Genomic DNA, 17,815 nt, shown 5'->3' with positions numbered 1-17,815 from the left:
GCGGGGCGAGTACGCCGAGGACGGCAAGATGGCACGGCAGGATGGCACGGCAGGATTCCTCTGCCGTACTTACTGCAATGCGTGTACCGCCGCTCTGAAGGCCGCCGGCGCGCGGTGAGCGGCAGGGACGATCAGACGTGCTGTGGCGGGGTACCGAGCTGCTCTCAGCAGGCCCTCGGTCAACAGCCGGTGACGTCTCGTCAGCCGCGCCCACTGCGCGGGATACGCCTGAGGCCGAGCGGCGGCCAGGCAGCTGACCGCCGCCGCGGCCGTCGCCATGGCCAGTGCGATGCCTTCGCCGGTCAGGGCGTCGACATAGCCCGCCGCGTCACCGACCAACAGGGCACGTCCGGCCCGCTGACTGCGCGCCCGCTGCCGCAACGGCCCGGCGCCGCGCACCGAATTCGCCCCGCGGCCCCCGAGCACAGCGGCGAGAGCGGGAAACGCCATCAGGTGCTCGTCGTAGGAACAACGGTCGCGGCTGAGCACGGCGACGCCCACCAGGTTGTCCCCGACCGGCGTCACATACGCCTCGCCGTGGCGGGACCAGTGGACCTCCACGAAGTCGGTCCACGGGGCGATGCGGTAGTGGCGGCGCATGCCGTATCGCCGCGGATATGCACCCCCGGGACGGTCCAGGCCGAGCTCCCGGCGCAGCGGAGAATGCAGGCCGTCGGCGGCGATCAGCCACCGCGCCGTCAGCCCCGCCGCGCTGACACGGTCGTGGGCCTGGCGGATCTCCCCCACCTTGCCCGGAACGATCCGCACCCCGAGTTCCACGGCCCGCTGATACAGGGCGGCGTGCAGTTCGGTCCGCCGTACGCCGAGTCCGGGGCTGCCGTGGAACGTTGCCTCGGCGCGACGGGCGCCCGCAAGGTAGCGGATCCCGCGCAGGTCGTGGCCGGACACCTCGACACCCAGCGAACGCAGCGCCGCCACACCGCTGGGCATGATTCCCTCGCCGCAGGCCTTGTCGACGGGAGCGGCGCGGGGCTCGACCACGACGGCTTGCATACCCACCCGAGCGGCGTGGATCGCCGCCGCCAGGCCGGCCGGGCCTCCGCCCGCCACCAGGAGGTCGATCACGACCGTACGTCCGCTGCCGCCGCGGAGGCCAGCGCCCCGTCCTCGCACCGGATGCGGACGGCCATGAGCACCGCGTTGAGCACGGTGAAGCCGACGGCAGTCACCCACGCACTGTGGACCAGCGGCAGCGCCAGCCCCTCGGCGGCGACCGCGACGTAGTTGGGGTGGCGCAGCCATCGGTAGGGTCCGTCGGTCACCAGGGGCAGGCCCGGGACGACGATGACGCGGGTGTTCCACTGATGTCCGAGCGTACGGATGCACCACCAGCGCAACGTCTGAGCGGCGAAGACCACGACCACCATGGTCCAGCCGAACAGCGGGAGGAACGGGCGGCCGGCCAGCCAGACTTCGGCGAGACAGCCCCCCAGCAGGGCGGTGTGCAGGGCGACCATGGCCGGGTAGTGCCCGCTGCCGGCTTCGATGCCGCCGCGGGCCCGGCTCCAACGGGTGTTGCGCAGCGCCACGGCGAGTTCGACGCAGCGCTCGACCGCGACGGCCAGCACCAGAGCGGTGTACCAGATCATGCGTCCTCCGACCTACCAGCGCAGCAGTACCAGTTCGCAACAGAATCCGGGGCCCATGGCCATCAGCAGACCGGGCGTTCCCGGTTCGGGCCGCCTCTGCTCCAGCGTGTCCCGAAGGACATACAGGACCGAGGACGACGACAGGTTCCCCACCTCGGCCAGCGAGCGCCAGGTGACGTCGAGGGCGCCCTCGGGCAAGGAGAGAACCTCGGAGACGGCTTCCAGGACCTTGGGGCCGCCGGGGTGGCACACCCAGTGGGCCACGTCCTTCGGCTTGAGCCCGTGCTCCTCCAGGAATCCGTGGACGTCGTCGGCGAGATACCGGCGGACGACGTCCGGGACGGCCACGTCCAGCACCACCCTGAAGCCGGAGCTTCGGATGTCCCAGCCCATCACCCGTTCGGTGTCCGGGTACATACGGCTGCGGGTGGCCACCACCTCGGGGCCGGCCGTCGACGACCGGCGGTCGCCGACGGCGACCACAGCGGCCGCCCCGTCGCCGAACAGCCCGGTCGCCACCAGGTTGGCGGGCCTCGCGTCATTGCGCTGGAAGGTGAGGGAGCAGAGTTCGACCGAGAGCAGCACAGCCACATGGTCGGGCCAGCCGAGCAGGTAGTCGTGCAGCCGAGCCACACCGGCGGCCCCGGCGACGCAGCCCAGGCCGAAGATGGGCAGCCGTTTCACATCGGGTCGCAGGCCGAGACGCCCGACGAGCCGGGCATCGATGGAGGGCGCGGCCACTCCGGTGACGGATGTGAACATCAGCAGGTCCACATCAGTGGGCCGCAGCCCCGCCGTGCGCAGCGCACCGCGGACGGCCTCGGCACCCAGATCGGCAGCCGCGCCGATGAAGACGTCGTTTGCCGCGCCGAGGCCATCCAGCTCGCAATAGCGCTCCAACGGCAGCACCATGTGCCGTGTGCGCACCTGCGCGTTCTCGTGAAGGCGATCGAGGGCACGGCGATCGGCGCCCGGTGGCAGGCAGGTGCGGGCCACCATGTCGGTGATCTCGCTCTGGGTGTGGCGGTGCGGTGCCAGGGAGCCGTGAACAGCCGCGATCCGGGTCATCCCGCTTCCCGCTTCGGAGGCATCATGGCCCCATTCCTTGCCCGCAGAAAGGCGGAAGACACCTCAAGTAGCCCGTGCGGCTGTCACACCCGTCCGTCCCGGAATGCCTACCATCGCCCGATGGGCACTACGGATCAGTCACAGGTATGCGGCACGACCGCGTGGCCGCTCCGCCGTGCGGTGGGGCTGGCCCTGTCCTGTCATCCGGGGCCTGTGGTCGCTGTGACCGTCCTGGCTACCGCACTGGCCGTCAGCGCCGACCTGAGCGCGGCGCGTTGCGCGCTGATCGGCGCGGCGGTGCTGGCCGGCCAGCTCTCGGTGGGCTGGTGCAACGACGCCTTCGACGCCCGGCGCGACGCCGCGGTCGGCCGCCGCGGCAAACCGGTGGCCGATGGCGCGGTGGGCCTGAGCGCGGTGTGGGCGGCGGCGTTCGCCGCCCTCCTGCTGTGTGTGCCTCTGTCGCTGGCCTGTGGTCTCTTCGCCGGTACGGTGCACCTGACCGCGGTGGCGGCGGCATGGATGTACAACCTCAAGCTCAAGGCGACGGTGCTGTCCTGGCTGCCGTATGTGATCGGATTCGGTACCCTGCCGGCTGTCGTCACCCTGAGCAGACCCGGCCACCCCTGGCCCCAGTGGTGGGCCGTGACGGCCGGAGCGCTGCTCGGCATCGCGGCCCATCTGGGCGACGTGCTCCCGGACATCGGCGATGATCTGGGGACCGGGATGCGCGGGCTGCCGCAGCGGCTGGGCGTCGGCCGCACCCGGCTGCTGTTGCCGGTCCCCCTGGTGGCGGCAACGGCGGTACTGGTGCTGGGACCCGCGGGACCCCCGGGCGTGTGGGGAGCGGCGGCACTGTTGGCGGCGCCGCCGACAGCGGTCGCGGGGCTCGCACTTGGCCGGTACTGGCGCAAGGCGGCGTTCGCCGGAACGGTCGCCGTGGCGGCGGCAGATGTGGCGCTGCTCCTGGTGCGGGGCACCGCCCTTGCCTGACTCCGGTGTCACACTGCATCGGACAGGGCGATGCCCCGAGTCACGGCAGCGGGGCCGCCCCCGACCCCCTCCAGGAGACCTCCGACGTGCCCCGGCAGCACGGGCCGTCCCCGGCGTCAGCGGCGCCGCAGGGACGCGTCGGACAATGCCGGCGGTGTGTAGTAGAAATCGTCCCGGTTCAGGTCCGTGCCCGGAGGCACGATGTCGTCGATCCGGTCCAGGATGTCCGCGCTCAACCCGACGTCCACACCCGCCAGTAGGTCCTCCAGGTGCTCGCTCGTGCGCGGGCCGATGATCACCGAGGTGACGGCCGGGTGGGCGCGTACGAAGGCGATCGCCAGGTGCGCGAGCTTCAGGCCCGCCTCGTCGGCCAGCGTCGTCAGCTCGCCGAGGGCTTCCAGCTTGCGGGCGTTGCCCGGCACCGACGGGTCGAACTTGTGCCGCTCAAGGGCCGCCCGGCCGCTGCCCGCCGTGAGGTTGATGTCCGTCGGCCTGGCGTACTTCCCGGAGAGCCAGCCCGCGCTGAGCGGGCCCCAGGTCAGCACACCCATACCATAGCGCTGGGCGGTGGGCAGCACTGCGGCCTCAACGCCCCGGGCCAGGATCGAGTACGGCGGCTGCTCGGTGCGGAAACGGATGTGGCCGCGCCGCTCGGCCGTCCACTGGGCCTCGACGATCTGTTCCGCGGGGAATGTGGAGTGGCCGATCGCGCGTACCTTGCCCGCGCGTACGAGATCGGACAGGACGGAAAGCGTCTCGTCGATGTCGGTGTCCGCGTCGGGTCGGTGCACCTGGTACAGGTCGATGTAGTCGGTGCCCAGGCGGCGGAGGCTGTTCTCCACGGCCCGGGTGAGCCAGCGCCGTGAGTTTCCGCCGTGGTTGGGATCGTCGCCCATCGAACTGCTGCCTTTGGTGGCGAGTACGACATCGTCCCGGCGTCCCTTGAGCGCCTTGCCGACGATCTCCTCCGATTCGCCCAGGCTGTAGACGTCTGCGGTGTCCACAAAGTTGATGTCCGCGTCCAGCGCCCGGTGGATCATACGGACGGCCTCGTTCTGGTCGCCACTGCCCCAGGCGCCGAACATCATGGTGCCCAGCGCGTATTCGCTCACCGAGATACCCGTACCACCGAGGATCCTGCGCTTCATGAGAGCCACGCCTTTCGTAGGTCGGCTGCGGTGAGCTGCCCCGACGCCGGTTCCGCTCAGAGACCGTCATTTCATGAGGTGGTGATGACAACCTTGCCCCGGATGTGCTTACCGGCGAAGTCGGCAACGGCCTGTGCAGCGTCCGCGAACCCGTAGCGTGCGCCGATTTCCACCTTCAGCCGCCCGTCAGCCGCCCGGGCCGCCAGATCGTCGAGATCGCCCGGCTCCGCCTGGAAGGAGCCGATGTAGACCGGCGAAACGTCGCGGCCCAGGTCGTCGGGCCCGAAGAGCGGCGACACCAGCCGGCCGCCCGGTCGGACCGCGCGCGCGGTGTCCGTGAGTCCTTCACCCGAGTTGACCAGGTCGACGACGGCATCGACGCCGCCGGGCACCAGGCGCAGGGTCTGCTCCACCACATCAGCGTTCTTGTAGTCGACGGTGTCGGTGGCGCCGAGGCCGCGCACATACTCCTCGTCGTCCGTGATGGCCGTGGCGATCACACGGGCCCCAAGTGCGTGGGCCAGCTGCACGGCGTACATTCCGATGCCGCCGGTCGCCCCGACCACCAGCACGCTCTCGCCCTCCGTGAGCCGGACGGCGCGCACCAGGCAGACCGCGGTGAGCCCCGATTCGGGGATGGCGGCGCCGTGCGGGCTGTCCAGGCCCGCAGGCCGCCGGGCGAGCAGGGGACCGGGCGACGCCACCGTGTACTCGGCAACGGCGCCCGCTTGCCCGGTGAAGGCGAGCACCGGATCACCCGGCGCGTATCCGGAAACGCCCGCCCCCACTTCGGCAACGGTGCCCGCCGCGTCCATTCCGATCACCAGCGGGTGCTCGACCGGGAAGAGGTCCTTCGCCCCGCCGGTGATCAGCTTCAGATCGAGCGGGTTGAGTGCCGCGGCCTCGACCTTGATCAGCACCTGGCCGGGTCCCGGGGTGGGTGTGGGGAGCTCGGTGATCGTGATCTGGTCCAGCGGCATGTAGTCGGTGGCGACGAGGGCTTTCACGGGCGACTCCCTGAGGTGAGCAAGCCACCGCCCCACGGCGGCCGGCGGCTGGGGCACCGGACGTGAGCACCCTTCTCTCTTCTACTCGGTCGGACCCGCCCAAGCGAGGAGCCCGACCGTACGCGCCGCCGGACGAGGCGTCGCCGAGCGTCAGCAGCCGGCCCTGTCAGCCCTGGCAGCCAAGGACGACGAACTCCAGCGGCTCCGCCGTGAGCTGAGCGCGTTCAGCCGTACGTTCCCCGCTCCGGTCCCGGACCAGGAGCAGGGGACGACGCCAAGTACGTCGTCCCCCTGTCCCGCCGCTGACACCAGCCTCATCAGCAAGGCCGAGGCCCAGAGGCGGAAGACGTGTTGGGCTGTTCGTCTCACGGTGTCCGCGAGGGCCTCGGTCAGTTGCCGACGTAGGCCGCGAGGTGCTCGCCGGTGAGGGTGGAGCGGGCGGCGACGAGGTCGGCGGGTGTGCCCTCGAAGACGATCCGGCCGCCGTCGTGGCCGGCGCCGGGGCCGAGGTCGATGATCCAGTCGGCGTGCGCCATGACCGCCTGGTGGTGTTCGACGACGATGACCGACTTGCCGGAGTCGACGAGCCGGTCGAGCAGGCCGAGCAACTGCTCGACGTCGGCGAGGTGCAGGCCGGCGGTCGGCTCGTCGAGGACGTAGACGCCGCCCTTCTCGGACATATGGGTGGCCAGCTTGAGCCGCTGGCGCTCGCCACCGGACAGCGTGGTGAGCGGCTGGCCGAGGCTGAGGTAGCCGAGCCCGACGTCGGCGAGCCGGTCGAGGATCTTGTGTGCGGCCGGCGTGTGCGCCTCGCCGGCGCCGAAGAACTCCTCGGCCTCGGTCACCGACATCGCGAGCACCTCGCTGATGTCGCGACCGCCGAGGTGGTGGTCCAGGACCGATGCCTGGAACCGCTTCCCCTCGCACTCCTCGCAGATGGTGGCGACGCCGGCCATCATCGCCAGGTCGGTGTAGATGACGCCGGCGCCGTTGCAGCTGGGGCAGGCACCCTCGGAGTTGGCGCTGAACAGCGCCGGTTTCACGCCGTTGGCCTTCGCGAACGCCTTACGGATCGGGTCGAGCAGTCCGGTGTACGTCGCCGGGTTGCTCCGCCTGGAGCCGCGGATCGCGCCCTGGTCGATGGACACCACGCCCTCGCCTGCGGGGATCGACCCGTGCACGAGCGAGCTCTTGCCGGACCCGGCGACGCCGGTGACGACGGCGAGCACCCCGAGCGGGATGTCCACATCGACGTCGCGCAGGTTGTGCGCCGACGCGCCGCGGATCTCCAGCGCCCCGGTGGGCTTGCGCACCGTCTCTTTGAGGGTGGCCCGGTCGTCGAAGTGGCGGCCGGTGATGGTGCCGCCGGCCCGCAGTCCCTCGACGGTGCCCTCGAAGCAGACAGTGCCGCCCGCGGTGCCGGCGCCGGGGCCGAGGTCGACGATGTGGTCGGCGATCGCGATCGTCTCCGGCTTGTGCTCCACGACGAGCACCGTGTTGCCCTTGTCGCGCAGCCGCAGCAGCAGGTCGTTCATCCGCTGGATGTCGTGGGGGTGCAGGCCGATGGTGGGCTCGTCGAAGACGTAGGTGACGTCGGTGAGCGAGGAACCGAGGTGGCGGATCATCTTGACGCGCTGTGCCTCGCCGCCCGACAGCGTGCCCGAGGGCCGGTCGAGGGAGAGGTAGCCGAGGCCGATCTCCACGAACGAGTCGAGGGTCTGCTGCAGCGCGGTGAGCAGCGGCGCCACCGAGGGCTCGTCGAGGCCGCGGACCCATTCGGCAAGGTCGCTGATCTGCATCGCGCAGGCGTCGGCGATGCTGATCTTCTTGATCTTCGACGACCGGGCGGCCTCGCTGAGCCGGGTGCCGCCGCACTCGGGGCAGGCGGTGAAAGTGACCGCCCGGTCCACGAACGCCCGGATGTGCGGCTGCATCGCCTCCCGGTCCTTGGAGAGGAACGACTTCTGGATCTTGGGGATCAGCCCCTCGTAGGTGAGGTTGACGCCCTCGACCTTCACCTTGGTCGGCTCCCGGTAGAGGAAGTCCTGCATCTCTCTCTTGGTGTACTTGCGGATCGGCTTGTCGGGGTCGAGGAAGCCCGACTCGGCATAGGTCCGCACGGTCCAAAAGCTGTCCGACTTCCAGCCGGGGATGGTGAACGCGCCCTCGGCGATCGACTTGGAGTCGTCGAAGAGCTGGGTGAGGTCGATGTCGGAGACCGTGCCCCGGCCTTCGCAGCGCGGACACATGCCGCCGGTGATGCTGAACTCGCGACGCTCCTTCACGGTCCGTCCGGCGCGCTCCAGGGTGACCGCACCCGCTCCACTGATCGAGGCGACGTTGAAGGAGAAGGCCTGGGGCGAGCCGATGTGCGGCCGCCCGAGTCGGCTGAACAGGATGCGCAGCATCGCGTTGGCGTCGGTGGCGGTGCCGACCGTGGAGCGGGGGTCGGCACCCATCCGCTGCTGGTCGACGATGATCGCGGTCGTCAGCCCGTCGAGTACGTCGACCTCGGGCCGCGCCAGGGTGGGCATGAAGCCCTGCACGAAGGCGCTGTAGGTCTCGTTGATCAGCCGCTGTGACTCCGCGGCGATGGTGCCGAACACCAGAGAGCTCTTGCCCGAGCCGGAGACACCGGTGAACACCGTCAGCCGGCGCTTCGGGATCTCGATGCTGACGTCCTTGAGGTTGTTCACGCGCGCGCCGTGCACGCGGATCAGGTCGTGGCTGTCGGCAGCGTGCAGCGCAGGCGACTGCGTGTCCGTCCTCGCGGCCATGCTCATCATGTCTCCATCTGTTGGGCGGGGCCGCCTTCGCGGTCTCCGTCGGCGTCGCCTGGCTCGATCCAACCAGCGGTACGGGGTGGCCGGCGCACGCGGGTCGAAGCCGGTGCGCGCGGCGAACCGGTCACCCGCTGCTGCGGCAGCGCGTCGCTCTCGAGGACCTCGACTTCCCCCTCGATCATGGACACGTCGCGGGTGGGGCCCAGCCCCAGCCGAACGTTTCGGGTGGTGGCCAGGTTCGTGCCGGTGGGGCTGCGCTCGGTGTCGCGACGACGCTGAGCGCGGGAGCGGGGGGTCGGCACTCATCGGTCCTGAAGCAGCCCGAGGACGTTGCCACCGGGGTCGGTGACGGTGGCCACCAGGCGGCCGCCACCGACGTCGTGCGCGGGCTCCGTCACGGGCCGTCCGTGCAGGTCATGGCTGCGACAGCCGGACGGCTCAGCGAAGCTCCTGGATGCGGATCAGATTGCCCGCGGGATCGCGGAAGGCGCAGTCGCGGACGCCGTACGGCTGCTCGGTCGGCTCCTGGACGACCTCGGCGTCGCCGGCCTGCACCTTCTCGAAAGTACCGTCGAGGTCCCGGGTGGCCAGCAGGATCCAGCCGTAGGTGCCCTTGGCCATCATCTCGGCGATGGTGCGGCGCTCGTCCTCGGTGACCCCAGGGTCGGCGGCCGGCGGCGCCAGGAGGATGGACGTGCCGGGCTGGCCGACGGGGCCGACCGTGATCCAGCGCATCTTGCCCTGTCCGACATCGCTGCGGACCTCGAAGCCGAGAGTGTCTCGATAGAAAGCCAGGGACGCGTCCGGGTCGTCATGCGGGAGGAAGCTCGTATGAATGGTGATGTCCATGGCCGTCACGCTAGCTGCGACTAGGTGACCCGCGCTTCTCGATTCCTGATCGGTCTTGTCACCTGTTTTGCCACACACGGCGGCATCCCCGCCGCAGCGCCCGTTGCGCGGCGCTGATAGGCGCTGGGCGGCATGCCGACCAGCTCGGTGAAGCGGGTGCTGAAGGTGCCCAGCGATGAGCAGCCGACCGCGAAGCAGACCTCGGTGACGCTGAGGTCGCCACGACGCAGCAGCGCCGTCGCGCGCTCGATGCGCCGCGTCATCAGGTACGCGTACGGCGCCTCGCCGTAGGCCAGCCGGAACTGGCGGCTGAGGTGCCCGGCGGACATGTTCACGCCGCGGGCGAGCGCCTCGACGTTCAGCGGCTGCGCGTACTCCCGGTCGATCCGGTCACGGACGCGGCGCAGCCGCGCGAGGTCGCGCAGGTGCTGCGCCGCGGCGGGTCTGCTGGTCACCTGCTCGATCGTGCCACGTCGCACCGGAGTTGCCCAGCGCCACGGGCGTCCCACCCGACTCCCCGTCCGCTCTGGCCCGGTCTGCTCCGCTCACGCCCTCGACCTGCTTCAGGCCCTGAGGTATTCGGCCTTCGGCGCGTCAACCCAGTGGTCCCCGGTGAGCAGGTCACGATCCGCTCACCGGGGATCGCCATGCACAACACCGCACCGTCAGCGAAGGGAAGGCGTCATACCCGCAGCGGGGTCGGCCCGGAGGATGGCCTCCTGTGCCAGGCGCAGCGGCGGGCCCGGCTCGATCCCCAGTTCTTCCCTGATGATCTGCCGGACCCTGCGGTACACGCCCAGCGCATCGCCCTGCCGGCCCACTCGGTAGAGAGCCACCATCAGCTGCCGGTAGAAGGGCTCCCGCAGCGGATGCTGGACCACCAGGCCCTTGAGTTCCTCGATCACGGCGTAGTGGCGGCCGAGAGCCAGGGCGGATTCGATATTCAACTCGATGCAATTGAGCCGTTTTTCCTCCTCGACGGCGGCAAACGAGTTGATCTCCAGAGATCCTGCAATACCGTCCAGGACAGGCCCCCGCCACATGGCGAGGGCCTGTCCGAGATGCTCCGATGCGGCCAGATGATCAGCCGCGAAGTAATGGGATCTGCCGATTTCGTAGAGTTCGTCGAACAGCCGGACGTCGAGCTCCGCCGTACTGACATTGAGAATGTAACCGGGCGACACCGTAATAATCGGTGAGATCCTTCCGGGTTCGCTGAGGAGTTTCCGTAATTGCGACACATAGACGCGCAGGCTTGCGGTCGCAGAGCGCGGCGGCTGCTGCTCCCACAACTCCGCGACCAGCTTGTCCCCCGGTACGGTCTCCCCCGCCCGGACGGTCAGGAGGGCCAGCAGTTTGGCGATCTTCGGTGGCGCCGGCGTCAGGTCGACATCGCCACGGGTCACCCTCAGCCGACCGAGCACCTCATAGCGCAGCGGCCGGCCGTTTTGCGCAGAGTGCAGGGACACGTAAACCCCCTGAATGCGTGCCACGCATTCGATAGTTCGGAATCCCCCGTCTACTCCCTGATGTCGCATGGAGTACACGCTTGCCGATAAACACCCTAGCGCGACCGTCGTTACGTGGTCATTAAAAGGAAGATAACAGCTGAGATGAGGCCCGAATGTCTATTTCCAGCCATTGAACAGCTGGAATTCAATTGTTGAAGCGGCACTGATGGAGCGGCAGAGGCGGCCGGCTCGGGGAATCCCCTGCGCCGGCCGCCTCTCGTCCCTCGTCCTTGCATGTGTGTCGGATCAGGCGGCTGGTACCCGGTCGGGTGCCAGCGTCCCGGCCAGCCAGGAGAACAGCCGGTCGTGGTAGAGACTCATGGCTCCGGAGTGGCAGTGGGCGCCACCGCCCTCGTCCGCGGTGAAGACATGCAGTGTCTTGGCGCTGTTCAGCCCCGTGTGCACCTTCTTCGCGTGTTCAAGACCGGAGAAGAACATGTCCTCCTCGGCGTCGAGCACCAGCACGGGACAGCGCACCTGTCCCACGACCTCCGAGAGGTTGAAAGCGGGCATACGGCGCAGCAGTTCGGCGGGCGTTTCGGCGCCGAACGTCCACAGTGCCTGGCGCAGCAGCCAGCGGGTGAACGTCTGCTGGATGGCGATCCCGTACATCACGGGATTGGCGAAGTCGTCGCAGCCCTGCTCGACCCACTCCAGTACGAACGGGGGCAGCGCCACGACATCACCGAGCTGCCAGACCGCGTCGTGGGCCACGCAGCCTGCCAGCCGGTGCTCGAACGCCGCAGCGCGTACGGCCAGCAGTCCACCGAGGCTGGTGCCGATCAGCGCCAGACGTTCGGCATCCACCCCCGGCTGAGCCAGCGCGAAGTCCACTGCCGGGGCGACCACGTTCTCCCAGTCGGGCCTGAAGGTGAGGCCTTGTTCGCGCAGCACCGACCCCTGTCCCGGCCCTTCGAAGCAGAGACAGTGGTAGCCGCGTGCCACGGCGGCCGCCGCGACGAAGAAGTAGCCCTCCTCGAGTGTGGAGTCGATCCCGCCGTGGTGAATGATGGTGGGCCGTGGCCCGGCGGAGTCGTCGGCCCGGTAGAAGTGGCCCGGCAGCGATCCGTTCTCGTAGGGGATACGGACGAACTGTGGTGGGCGTTCCATCAGTTCGGCGGCCTGAGCGAACGTGTCCTTGGAGAGCCGCATCAGCCGGCCGGCCTCGGGGTCGTGGGCGGGGTCGTCGCGCAGGAAGAACTCGGCCGTCCGGTAGTAGTTGTGCGCGCGCAGCAGTGCGGCACGGGCGTCGACGGTCCGCTTCTCGCCGAGTGCCGCCGTGCCCAGCCGGTGTACGCGCTCGGCCATGGCGGTCCACTCACGCCGCCAGGCGTCGGTGTCGCCGTCCTGGATGCGCGAGGCGACGGCGATGACCTCGCCGAGCTGTGCGCCGCCGAGGTCGGCGTAACCGGCGGCGCGCAATGCCTCGTAATCGAAGGCCGGGTCGTCGAAGAGGAATTTCATGGCTGCGGCTCCTGGGTCGAATGTGGTGCTCCAAAGCCCTGGATCGGGCGCGTGGGGTGACCGATCTGTGCGTACGGGGTGGCGCTGGTCCTTCGTGTCGGCGGCGGGGTGCCTACCGGGGTTCCGGGTGAGTCCTCGTCCCGTTGAGGAAGGTGTCGACGATCGACTCGGCGAACGCGGCGGACTCCACCGGCCGCTGCCGGAGGATCAGCCGGGAGAGCATCGGTCCGGTGAGCAGCTCGATGGCCTGGTCCACGTCCAGGCCGGGACGCAGCTCTCCGCTGTCCATGCCTTCGCGCAACGCCCGGCGCATGGCGTCCCGCCGCGCGGCGACGACCGAGTTCTCGAACCGCTCCACCAGCTGCGGGCGGCGCACCGCCTCGCCGAGCAGTCCGGCGAGCAGACGGTGCAGGTTGGTGTCCTGACCCCGGTTCCGGATCTGGTCGACCAGGCTCACCAGCTGGTCCCGCACCGAGAGTCCGTCCAGCGGGGGGATGGGAAGGTCGAGGCTGCTCAGGGCGGCGAGTACCAATTCCTCCTTGTTGCGCCAGCGACGGTAGATGGTGGCGCGGGCGACCGAGGCCCGCTGCGCCACCAGGTCCATGGACAGTGCGCTGAAGCTGCACCCTTCGCCGAGCAGGCCGAGAGTGCTCTTCAGGATCGCCCGGTCCGCGGCGGGATCGCGCTGGCGGCCGCCCCGGGCGGTGCGCACCGGAACGGCATTCGGCCCGCGCCGGTCCCCCGACGCGGATGCGGGCCGGAGGCCGTCGGGCATGTCGCCCTCGGCCTCCGGCTGAACGTGTGCCTCCATTCAGACCTCCGTGGTGTGGTCGGTTCTTACCGCTTCCTGGACGGTCGGGCGGTCCGCACTCCTGCGGGGAGGCAGGAACAGCAGGCTGACAAGGGCGCCGAGAAGGGTGGCTCCAGCAGCGACCAGAGCGGTGACATGCATGGCGGACACGAACGAGTCGACGGCCCCGGCCGCAAGCCCGGACCCGCGCCGGCCGAGCGAATCGGCGACGGTCAACGTGCTTTCGACGGACTCCTCGGCCTTGTCGCGGACTGCGGCGGGCAGGTCCGCCAGCCGGTCAGCCATTTCGGAGCGGTAGACAGTGGACAGCACCGAGCCCAGCACGGCGACCCCGAGAGCGCCGCCGACCTGGCGGAACGTGGTGTTGACGGCCGAGCCGGTACCCGCTCTCTCCCGCGGCAGGGCGGACATGACGGCGGTCGTGGCGGGTGGCATCACGCACGCGATACCGACGCCCAGGACGAAGAAGACGGATTCGAGCAGCCACAGCTCGGTGTGCTCGTCGATGGTGGCGACGGTGAGAAACGCGAGTGTGGTCAGCAGCATGCCGGTGACGCACACCGGGCGGATCCCGATCCGCTCGGCCGCGAGACTGGCCGGCGGGGAGAACGCCAACTGGGCCACGGCCAGGGGCAGCAGGCAGTACCCGGCCTCAAGCGGTGTCCATCCGCGCACACTCTGCAGATAGAAGACGAGGAAGAAGGTCGCACCGAGCAGTGCGAAGAACACAAGGCCGATGACGGATACGGCAGCCGAGAAACGCGGGATGCGGAAGAGGGCGATGTCCAGTGCGGGACGCCGGGTTCGCCGCTCCCAGGCGACGAAAACAGCCAGCGCGGCGAGCCCGCCGACCATGGGCCCCCACACCTGGGCCTGCGCCCAGTCGTCCGATTCACCGCCTTTGATGACGCCGTACACCAGCAGGGTCAGGCCGACGACGGACAGGGCGACGCCGGCCGGGTCGAAGCCGCCGCGTCCCGGGTCCCTGGACTCGGGTACGACGACGAGGGCGGCGACGGTTCCTACCGCGACGATCGGGATGTTGATCAGGAAGACCGAGCCCCACCAGAAGTGTTCGAGGAGTGCACCGCCGGCGATGGGCCCGATGGCGACGGCGAGGCCGGCCGCGCCCGCCCAGATGCCGACGGCCTTGGCGTGCTCCGCGGGTGGGAAGACGTTCATGATGATCGCCAGCGTCGCGGGCATCGCCAGCGCGCCGCCTACACCGAGTCCGGCCCGGGCGACGATCAGCTCGTCGGCGCTGCCCGCGTAGGCGGACCACAGCGAGCAGGCACCGAAGACGACGAGCCCGGCCACCAGCGTGCGCTTGCGGCCCCAGCGGTCGGCGAGCACACCGGTGGTGAAGAGCAGCGCGGCGAAGACGAGCGTGTAGGAGTCGACCGACCACTGCAGCTCGCTCTGGGAGGCGCCCAGGCCGACGGGTTCGGGCTGAGCCAGCGTCTTCAGCGCCACGCTCAGTATTGATGTGTCGAGGACCACGAGCAGGAGGCTGACGAGCAGCACGCCCAGGACCCACCAGCGGCGGGCGTCAGGGGCGGGGACCTGCTCGGCGGTACGGAGTCGGGGCTGTGTTGTCACGGTTTCCGCTCCTCGCAAGAAGAGGGTGCTGCGTGAACTGCCGTCTGATGCCGTGCAGTTCGACGCTAGGCCCGACTCTCCATCGAGTCAATGCCGTATCGAAACAACGTTGACTCGTATCTGGCCGTCAAAGACCGGCCCCCGGTCCGACCGCACATGCGACAACGAAGTGCCGTGCGACGACGCCGCTTTGGAAGTGCCAGTCCGGTGCTGCCCGAGAGCGCCAGAGAGTTGTTTCCCGGCCGACCCGGCGCGGCTGAAAATGCACACGCGAGAAGTCCAGCCCCAACCCGATGCCCAGGGCCTTCGCATACGCCTCTTTGAGCGTCCAGAGCCGTACGAGCATGCGATTGCGCTCGGCGTACGGGAGCAGCCGCAGCGCGGCGAGCTCCTCCGGGTGGCAGACCTTCTCCGGCAGCCCCGGCGTGAGCAACAACCGGTCCTGGGCCTCCACGTCCACGCCGATCCGGAACGTGCCTGAGACACCGACCACCAGGAGACCGGCGGTGTGGCTGATGCCCCCGTCGAAGCCCGCCGGCTCGATGACGCCGGGGCGCCCGCGTGCGCCCCGCCCCAGCACCACACCCGCAGGATCGACGCCCCCCGCAGCGGCGACCGCCTGACGCAGCAGCAACCGGGACCCGAACAGCCGTGCCCGTAACGTGGGTTCACGCGTCGCCTGATACCTCGGCCAGTCCGCACCGAGCAGTTCGCGTGCCGGTGTGCACGGGGCGGACGCCCAGTCGGCCAGCCGTCCGTGACACACCGCGTACCCCTCGCGCCGCACGTTCTCGCTGACGGCACCCCAGGGCCCTGAATCGGGGAGGAGAGGGCCGACCGAGAAGGACACCGTACCTGGTTCCACCACAGCCGCGTCCTCCTGTCGTTCCCCGTCGTTCCCCCACGGTCTCCGCCTCGGCCGCATCACGCCCGGACGGCACCGCGTGCCACCACACGACGTACACAAGCGCATACCCACTGTTCTAGCGCCTCCGGGCGACGCAGTCCCGGAAACGCCGGACCTGCGACGTGCACATCAAGCGCGCCTTTACGACTCCTTTTCACCGCCCACCAAAGATGGAGGAACCAGGGTGGCACTTGGTGCCGCCTGGCCCGTATCCCGTACCGGCGGAGCAACCGCCGGCGAGCGACAGGGGAAGAGATGCGCAGGACCTTGACGGACGCCGTACGCGCCGGCGTGGAACAACACCCCGAGCGGGCCGCGTTCGTGTACCTGCACGAAGACGGCCGGAAGATGCGGCCCGAGCGGCTCACATACAGGGAACTGGACCGCCGGGCCCGCCTGGTGGCCACCCGGCTGCGCGAAGCTTCCCAGGGCGACGACTCACGCCCGGTACTGCTGCTCTACCCGCCCACACTGGACTTCGTCACCGCGTTCCTCGGCTGCTTCTATGCCGGGCGCACGGCCATCCCCGCACCGCTCCCCGACGAGCCGGGTGAGCGGCTCGCCCGGGTGAGGGGCATCCTGCGGGACGCCTCGGCGGGCGCGGTACTGACGCTTCCCGAGCACCGGCAGGCCCTCGCCGCCTGGCTGGCCGCCTCCGAAGAACGCGATGTGGTGTGCCTCGCGGCCGGCGGCGGCGACGCCACAGAGCCCGACGCCTGGTTCTCGCCGCACGTACGGGACGAGGACGTGGCCTTCCTGCAGTACAGCTCGGGCTCCACCAGCGAGCCCAAGGGAGTCATGGTCACGCACGCCAATCTGGCTGCCAACCAGGAGGCCATCCAGCGGGCCATGGACACCAGAAAGGGCGTCGTCACCGGCAGCTGGCTGCCGCTCTACCACGACATGGGCCTCATCGGGATGACCCTGCACCCCCTGTGGATGGGCGGCACGAGCGTCCAGATGTCACCCATCTCGTTCATCAAGCAGCCGCACCGCTGGCTGCGCATGATTCACGACTACCGGGTCGAGGGCACCGCCTCACCCGACTTCGGCTACGAGCTGTGCACCCGCCGGGTCACCGAGGAACAGTCCGCCGGGCTCGACCTGTCCACCCTGCGCGTGGCACTCAACGGGGCCGAGCCGGTGCGCGCCGCCACCATCCGCGCCTTCAGCGCGCGCTTCGCCCCCAACAGACTGCGCCCGCAGGCCATGCTCCCCTGCTACGGGCTGGCAGAGAACACACTGCTGGTCTCCGGCGGCGACACCGCCGGGCCGCACATCGAACTGAGCGTGGACGCCCAGGGTCTGGAGAAGGACGAGCTGCAGCCCGCGCAACCCGGCCGGGCGACCAGAACCCTGGTCGGCTGCGGCCGCCCGAAGGGCACGGAGGTCCTCATCGTGGACCCGATGACCCTCGAGGTACTGCCGGACGGCCGGGTCGGCGAGATCTGGCTGCACGGCCCCTCGGTGGCCGCCGGCTACTGGAACCGCCCCCAGGAGACCGCCGAGTCCTTCCGGGCGTCGACCGCGGACGGCCGCTCGGGGTACTTCCGCACCGGCGACCTCGGCGCCCTGCTCGGCGGGGAGTTGTACGTCACCGGGCGGATCAAGGAGATGCTCATCCACCACGGCCGCAACCTCTACCCGCAGGACATCGAGCATGCCGTGCAGGACTCGGGGCCCGCGTTCCGCCGCGGCGGCGGCGCCGTGTTCACCGTCTTGGACGAAGAGGCCGAGCGCGCCCATGTGGTGGTGGTGCAGGAGATCCGTCCGCGCACCTACGACGAGCCGGACCTGCCGGGACTCGCCGCGTCGGTACGGGAGTTGGTGAGCCGCGAGTTCCAGCTGCCCGCCGCGAGCGTGGTGCTGGTGCGACCCGGTGTGATCCGCAAGACCACCAGCGGCAAGACACAGCGCACCCTCATGCGGCAGCTCTTCCTCGACGGTGCCCTGCCCGTCCTGCACCAACGCCTGGAACGACCGGTCATGGCCCTGATCGACGGCGGCGCCGACAACAACCCGGAGTCCGCCCCGCTGGCCGCCCCCGGTCGCTGAGACCACCCGGACC

Annotated in this window: 16 protein-coding genes and 1 pseudogene; 2 read left to right on the top strand and 15 right to left on the bottom strand. The window is 69.9% G+C overall.

What is annotated here, in order from left to right; genetic code table 11:
- Positions 1-69: 69 nt before the first annotated feature.
- Genes ACFWDI_RS03870 through ACFWDI_RS03860 form a run of 3 tightly spaced genes read right to left on the bottom strand, consistent with a single transcriptional unit; the run spans position 70 to position 2,678 of the window.
- Complete coding sequence (locus ACFWDI_RS03870; protein ID WP_385301133.1) at positions 70-1,086, bottom strand: NAD(P)/FAD-dependent oxidoreductase; 1,017 nt, start codon at positions 1,084-1,086, stop codon at positions 70-72.
- Positions 1,083-1,610 carry an isoprenylcysteine carboxyl methyltransferase family protein gene (locus ACFWDI_RS03865; protein WP_385301132.1) on the bottom strand — a complete coding sequence of 176 codons (528 nt, stop codon included), beginning with the start codon at positions 1,608-1,610 and terminating at the stop codon, positions 1,083-1,085. Before ACFWDI_RS03865 ends, ACFWDI_RS03870 begins: the two co-directional genes overlap by 4 nt.
- A 12-nt stretch (positions 1,611-1,622) precedes the next feature.
- Entirely contained in the window at positions 1,623-2,678 is a 1,056-nt protein-coding gene (locus ACFWDI_RS03860; protein WP_385301131.1) for a type III polyketide synthase, read from the bottom strand.
- 120 nt (positions 2,679-2,798) lie between these two features.
- Between ACFWDI_RS03860 and ACFWDI_RS03855 the strand changes: the two genes are divergently transcribed.
- Positions 2,799-3,668 carry a UbiA family prenyltransferase gene (locus ACFWDI_RS03855; protein ID WP_385301130.1) on the top strand — a complete coding sequence of 290 codons (870 nt, stop codon included), beginning with the start codon at positions 2,799-2,801 and terminating at the stop codon, positions 3,666-3,668.
- A gap of 116 nt (positions 3,669-3,784) precedes the next feature.
- Here the strand turns inward: ACFWDI_RS03855 and ACFWDI_RS03850 are convergent, their stop codons facing one another.
- The 12 genes and pseudogenes from ACFWDI_RS03850 to ACFWDI_RS03795 all read right to left on the bottom strand — a co-directional run bounded on the left by ACFWDI_RS03850 (position 3,785) and on the right by ACFWDI_RS03795 (position 15,708).
- Positions 3,785-4,816, bottom strand: coding sequence for an aldo/keto reductase (locus ACFWDI_RS03850; protein WP_385301129.1), 1,032 nt, complete (start codon positions 4,814-4,816; stop codon positions 3,785-3,787).
- Positions 4,817-4,887: 71 nt separating this feature from the next.
- Complete coding sequence (locus ACFWDI_RS03845) at positions 4,888-5,823, bottom strand: NADP-dependent oxidoreductase (protein ID WP_385301128.1); 936 nt, start codon at positions 5,821-5,823, stop codon at positions 4,888-4,890.
- A 389-nt stretch (positions 5,824-6,212) separates the two neighbouring features.
- Positions 6,213-8,606 (bottom strand): ATP-binding cassette domain-containing protein, encoded by a 2,394-nt coding sequence (locus tag ACFWDI_RS03840; RefSeq protein ID WP_385301127.1) that lies wholly within the window; start codon positions 8,604-8,606, stop codon positions 6,213-6,215.
- On the bottom strand, positions 8,606-8,908 hold the full coding sequence (locus ACFWDI_RS03835; protein ID WP_385301126.1) for a hypothetical protein: 303 nt from the start codon (positions 8,906-8,908) through the stop codon (positions 8,606-8,608). The genes ACFWDI_RS03840 and ACFWDI_RS03835 overlap by 1 nt, the downstream gene beginning before the upstream one ends.
- Positions 8,909-9,013, bottom strand: a pseudogene (locus ACFWDI_RS03830) (VOC family protein); the annotation flags it as partial. It abuts the gene before it with no gap.
- Between the two features lie 31 nt (positions 9,014-9,044).
- Positions 9,045-9,455, bottom strand: a complete 411-nt coding sequence (locus tag ACFWDI_RS03825; RefSeq protein WP_385301125.1) for a VOC family protein — start codon at positions 9,453-9,455, stop codon at positions 9,045-9,047.
- A gap of 20 nt (positions 9,456-9,475) precedes the next feature.
- Positions 9,476-9,910, bottom strand: coding sequence for a helix-turn-helix transcriptional regulator (locus ACFWDI_RS03820; RefSeq protein WP_385301124.1), 435 nt, complete (start codon positions 9,908-9,910; stop codon positions 9,476-9,478).
- A gap of 210 nt (positions 9,911-10,120) precedes the next feature.
- On the bottom strand, positions 10,121-10,948 hold the full coding sequence (locus ACFWDI_RS03815; RefSeq protein WP_385301123.1) for a BTAD domain-containing putative transcriptional regulator: 828 nt from the start codon (positions 10,946-10,948) through the stop codon (positions 10,121-10,123).
- 264 nt (positions 10,949-11,212) lie between these two features.
- Positions 11,213-12,430, bottom strand: coding sequence for an alpha/beta hydrolase family protein (locus tag ACFWDI_RS03810; RefSeq protein WP_385301121.1), 1,218 nt, complete (start codon positions 12,428-12,430; stop codon positions 11,213-11,215).
- A 112-nt stretch (positions 12,431-12,542) separates the two neighbouring features.
- On the bottom strand, positions 12,543-13,241 hold the full coding sequence (locus tag ACFWDI_RS03805) for a TetR/AcrR family transcriptional regulator (protein ID WP_385301120.1): 699 nt from the start codon (positions 13,239-13,241) through the stop codon (positions 12,543-12,545).
- Positions 13,242-14,840, bottom strand: coding sequence for an MFS transporter (locus tag ACFWDI_RS03800; protein ID WP_385301119.1), 1,599 nt, complete (start codon positions 14,838-14,840; stop codon positions 13,242-13,244).
- A gap of 127 nt (positions 14,841-14,967) precedes the next feature.
- Positions 14,968-15,708 carry a 4'-phosphopantetheinyl transferase family protein gene (locus tag ACFWDI_RS03795; RefSeq protein ID WP_385301118.1) on the bottom strand — a complete coding sequence of 247 codons (741 nt, stop codon included), beginning with the start codon at positions 15,706-15,708 and terminating at the stop codon, positions 14,968-14,970.
- A gap of 294 nt (positions 15,709-16,002) precedes the next feature.
- Between ACFWDI_RS03795 and ACFWDI_RS03790 the strand changes: the two genes are divergently transcribed.
- A complete protein-coding gene (locus ACFWDI_RS03790) occupies positions 16,003-17,802 on the top strand; it encodes a fatty acyl-AMP ligase (protein WP_385301117.1) in 1,800 nt (599 codons plus the stop codon).
- Positions 17,803-17,815: the final 13 nt, after the last annotated feature.

Source organism: Streptomyces sp. NPDC060064 (assembly GCF_042736455.1).
Lineage (GTDB): Bacteria > Actinomycetota > Actinomycetes > Streptomycetales > Streptomycetaceae > Streptomyces.
This window is presented reverse-complemented; position numbering and strand designations above follow the sequence as displayed.

Bases quoted from the DNA above. Each gene is read 5' to 3' on its own strand.
- ACFWDI_RS03860 (WP_385301131.1), bottom strand. From the start codon at position 2,678: ATGACCCGGATCGCGGCTGTTCACGGCTCCCTGGCACCGCACCGCCAC.
- ACFWDI_RS03825 (WP_385301125.1), bottom strand. From the start codon at position 9,455: ATGGACATCACCATTCATACGAGCTTCCTCCCGCATGACGACCCGGAC.
- ACFWDI_RS03805 (WP_385301120.1), bottom strand. From the start codon at position 13,241: ATGGAGGCACACGTTCAGCCGGAGGCCGAGGGCGACATGCCCGACGGC.
- ACFWDI_RS03855 (WP_385301130.1), top strand. From the start codon at position 2,799: ATGGGCACTACGGATCAGTCACAGGTATGCGGCACGACCGCGTGGCCG.
- ACFWDI_RS03865 (WP_385301132.1), bottom strand. From the start codon at position 1,610: ATGATCTGGTACACCGCTCTGGTGCTGGCCGTCGCGGTCGAGCGCTGC.
- ACFWDI_RS03790 (WP_385301117.1), top strand. From the start codon at position 16,003: ATGCGCAGGACCTTGACGGACGCCGTACGCGCCGGCGTGGAACAACAC.
- ACFWDI_RS03840 (WP_385301127.1), bottom strand. From the start codon at position 8,606: ATGAGCATGGCCGCGAGGACGGACACGCAGTCGCCTGCGCTGCACGCT.
- ACFWDI_RS03850 (WP_385301129.1), bottom strand. From the start codon at position 4,816: ATGAAGCGCAGGATCCTCGGTGGTACGGGTATCTCGGTGAGCGAATAC.
- ACFWDI_RS03810 (WP_385301121.1), bottom strand. From the start codon at position 12,430: ATGAAATTCCTCTTCGACGACCCGGCCTTCGATTACGAGGCATTGCGC.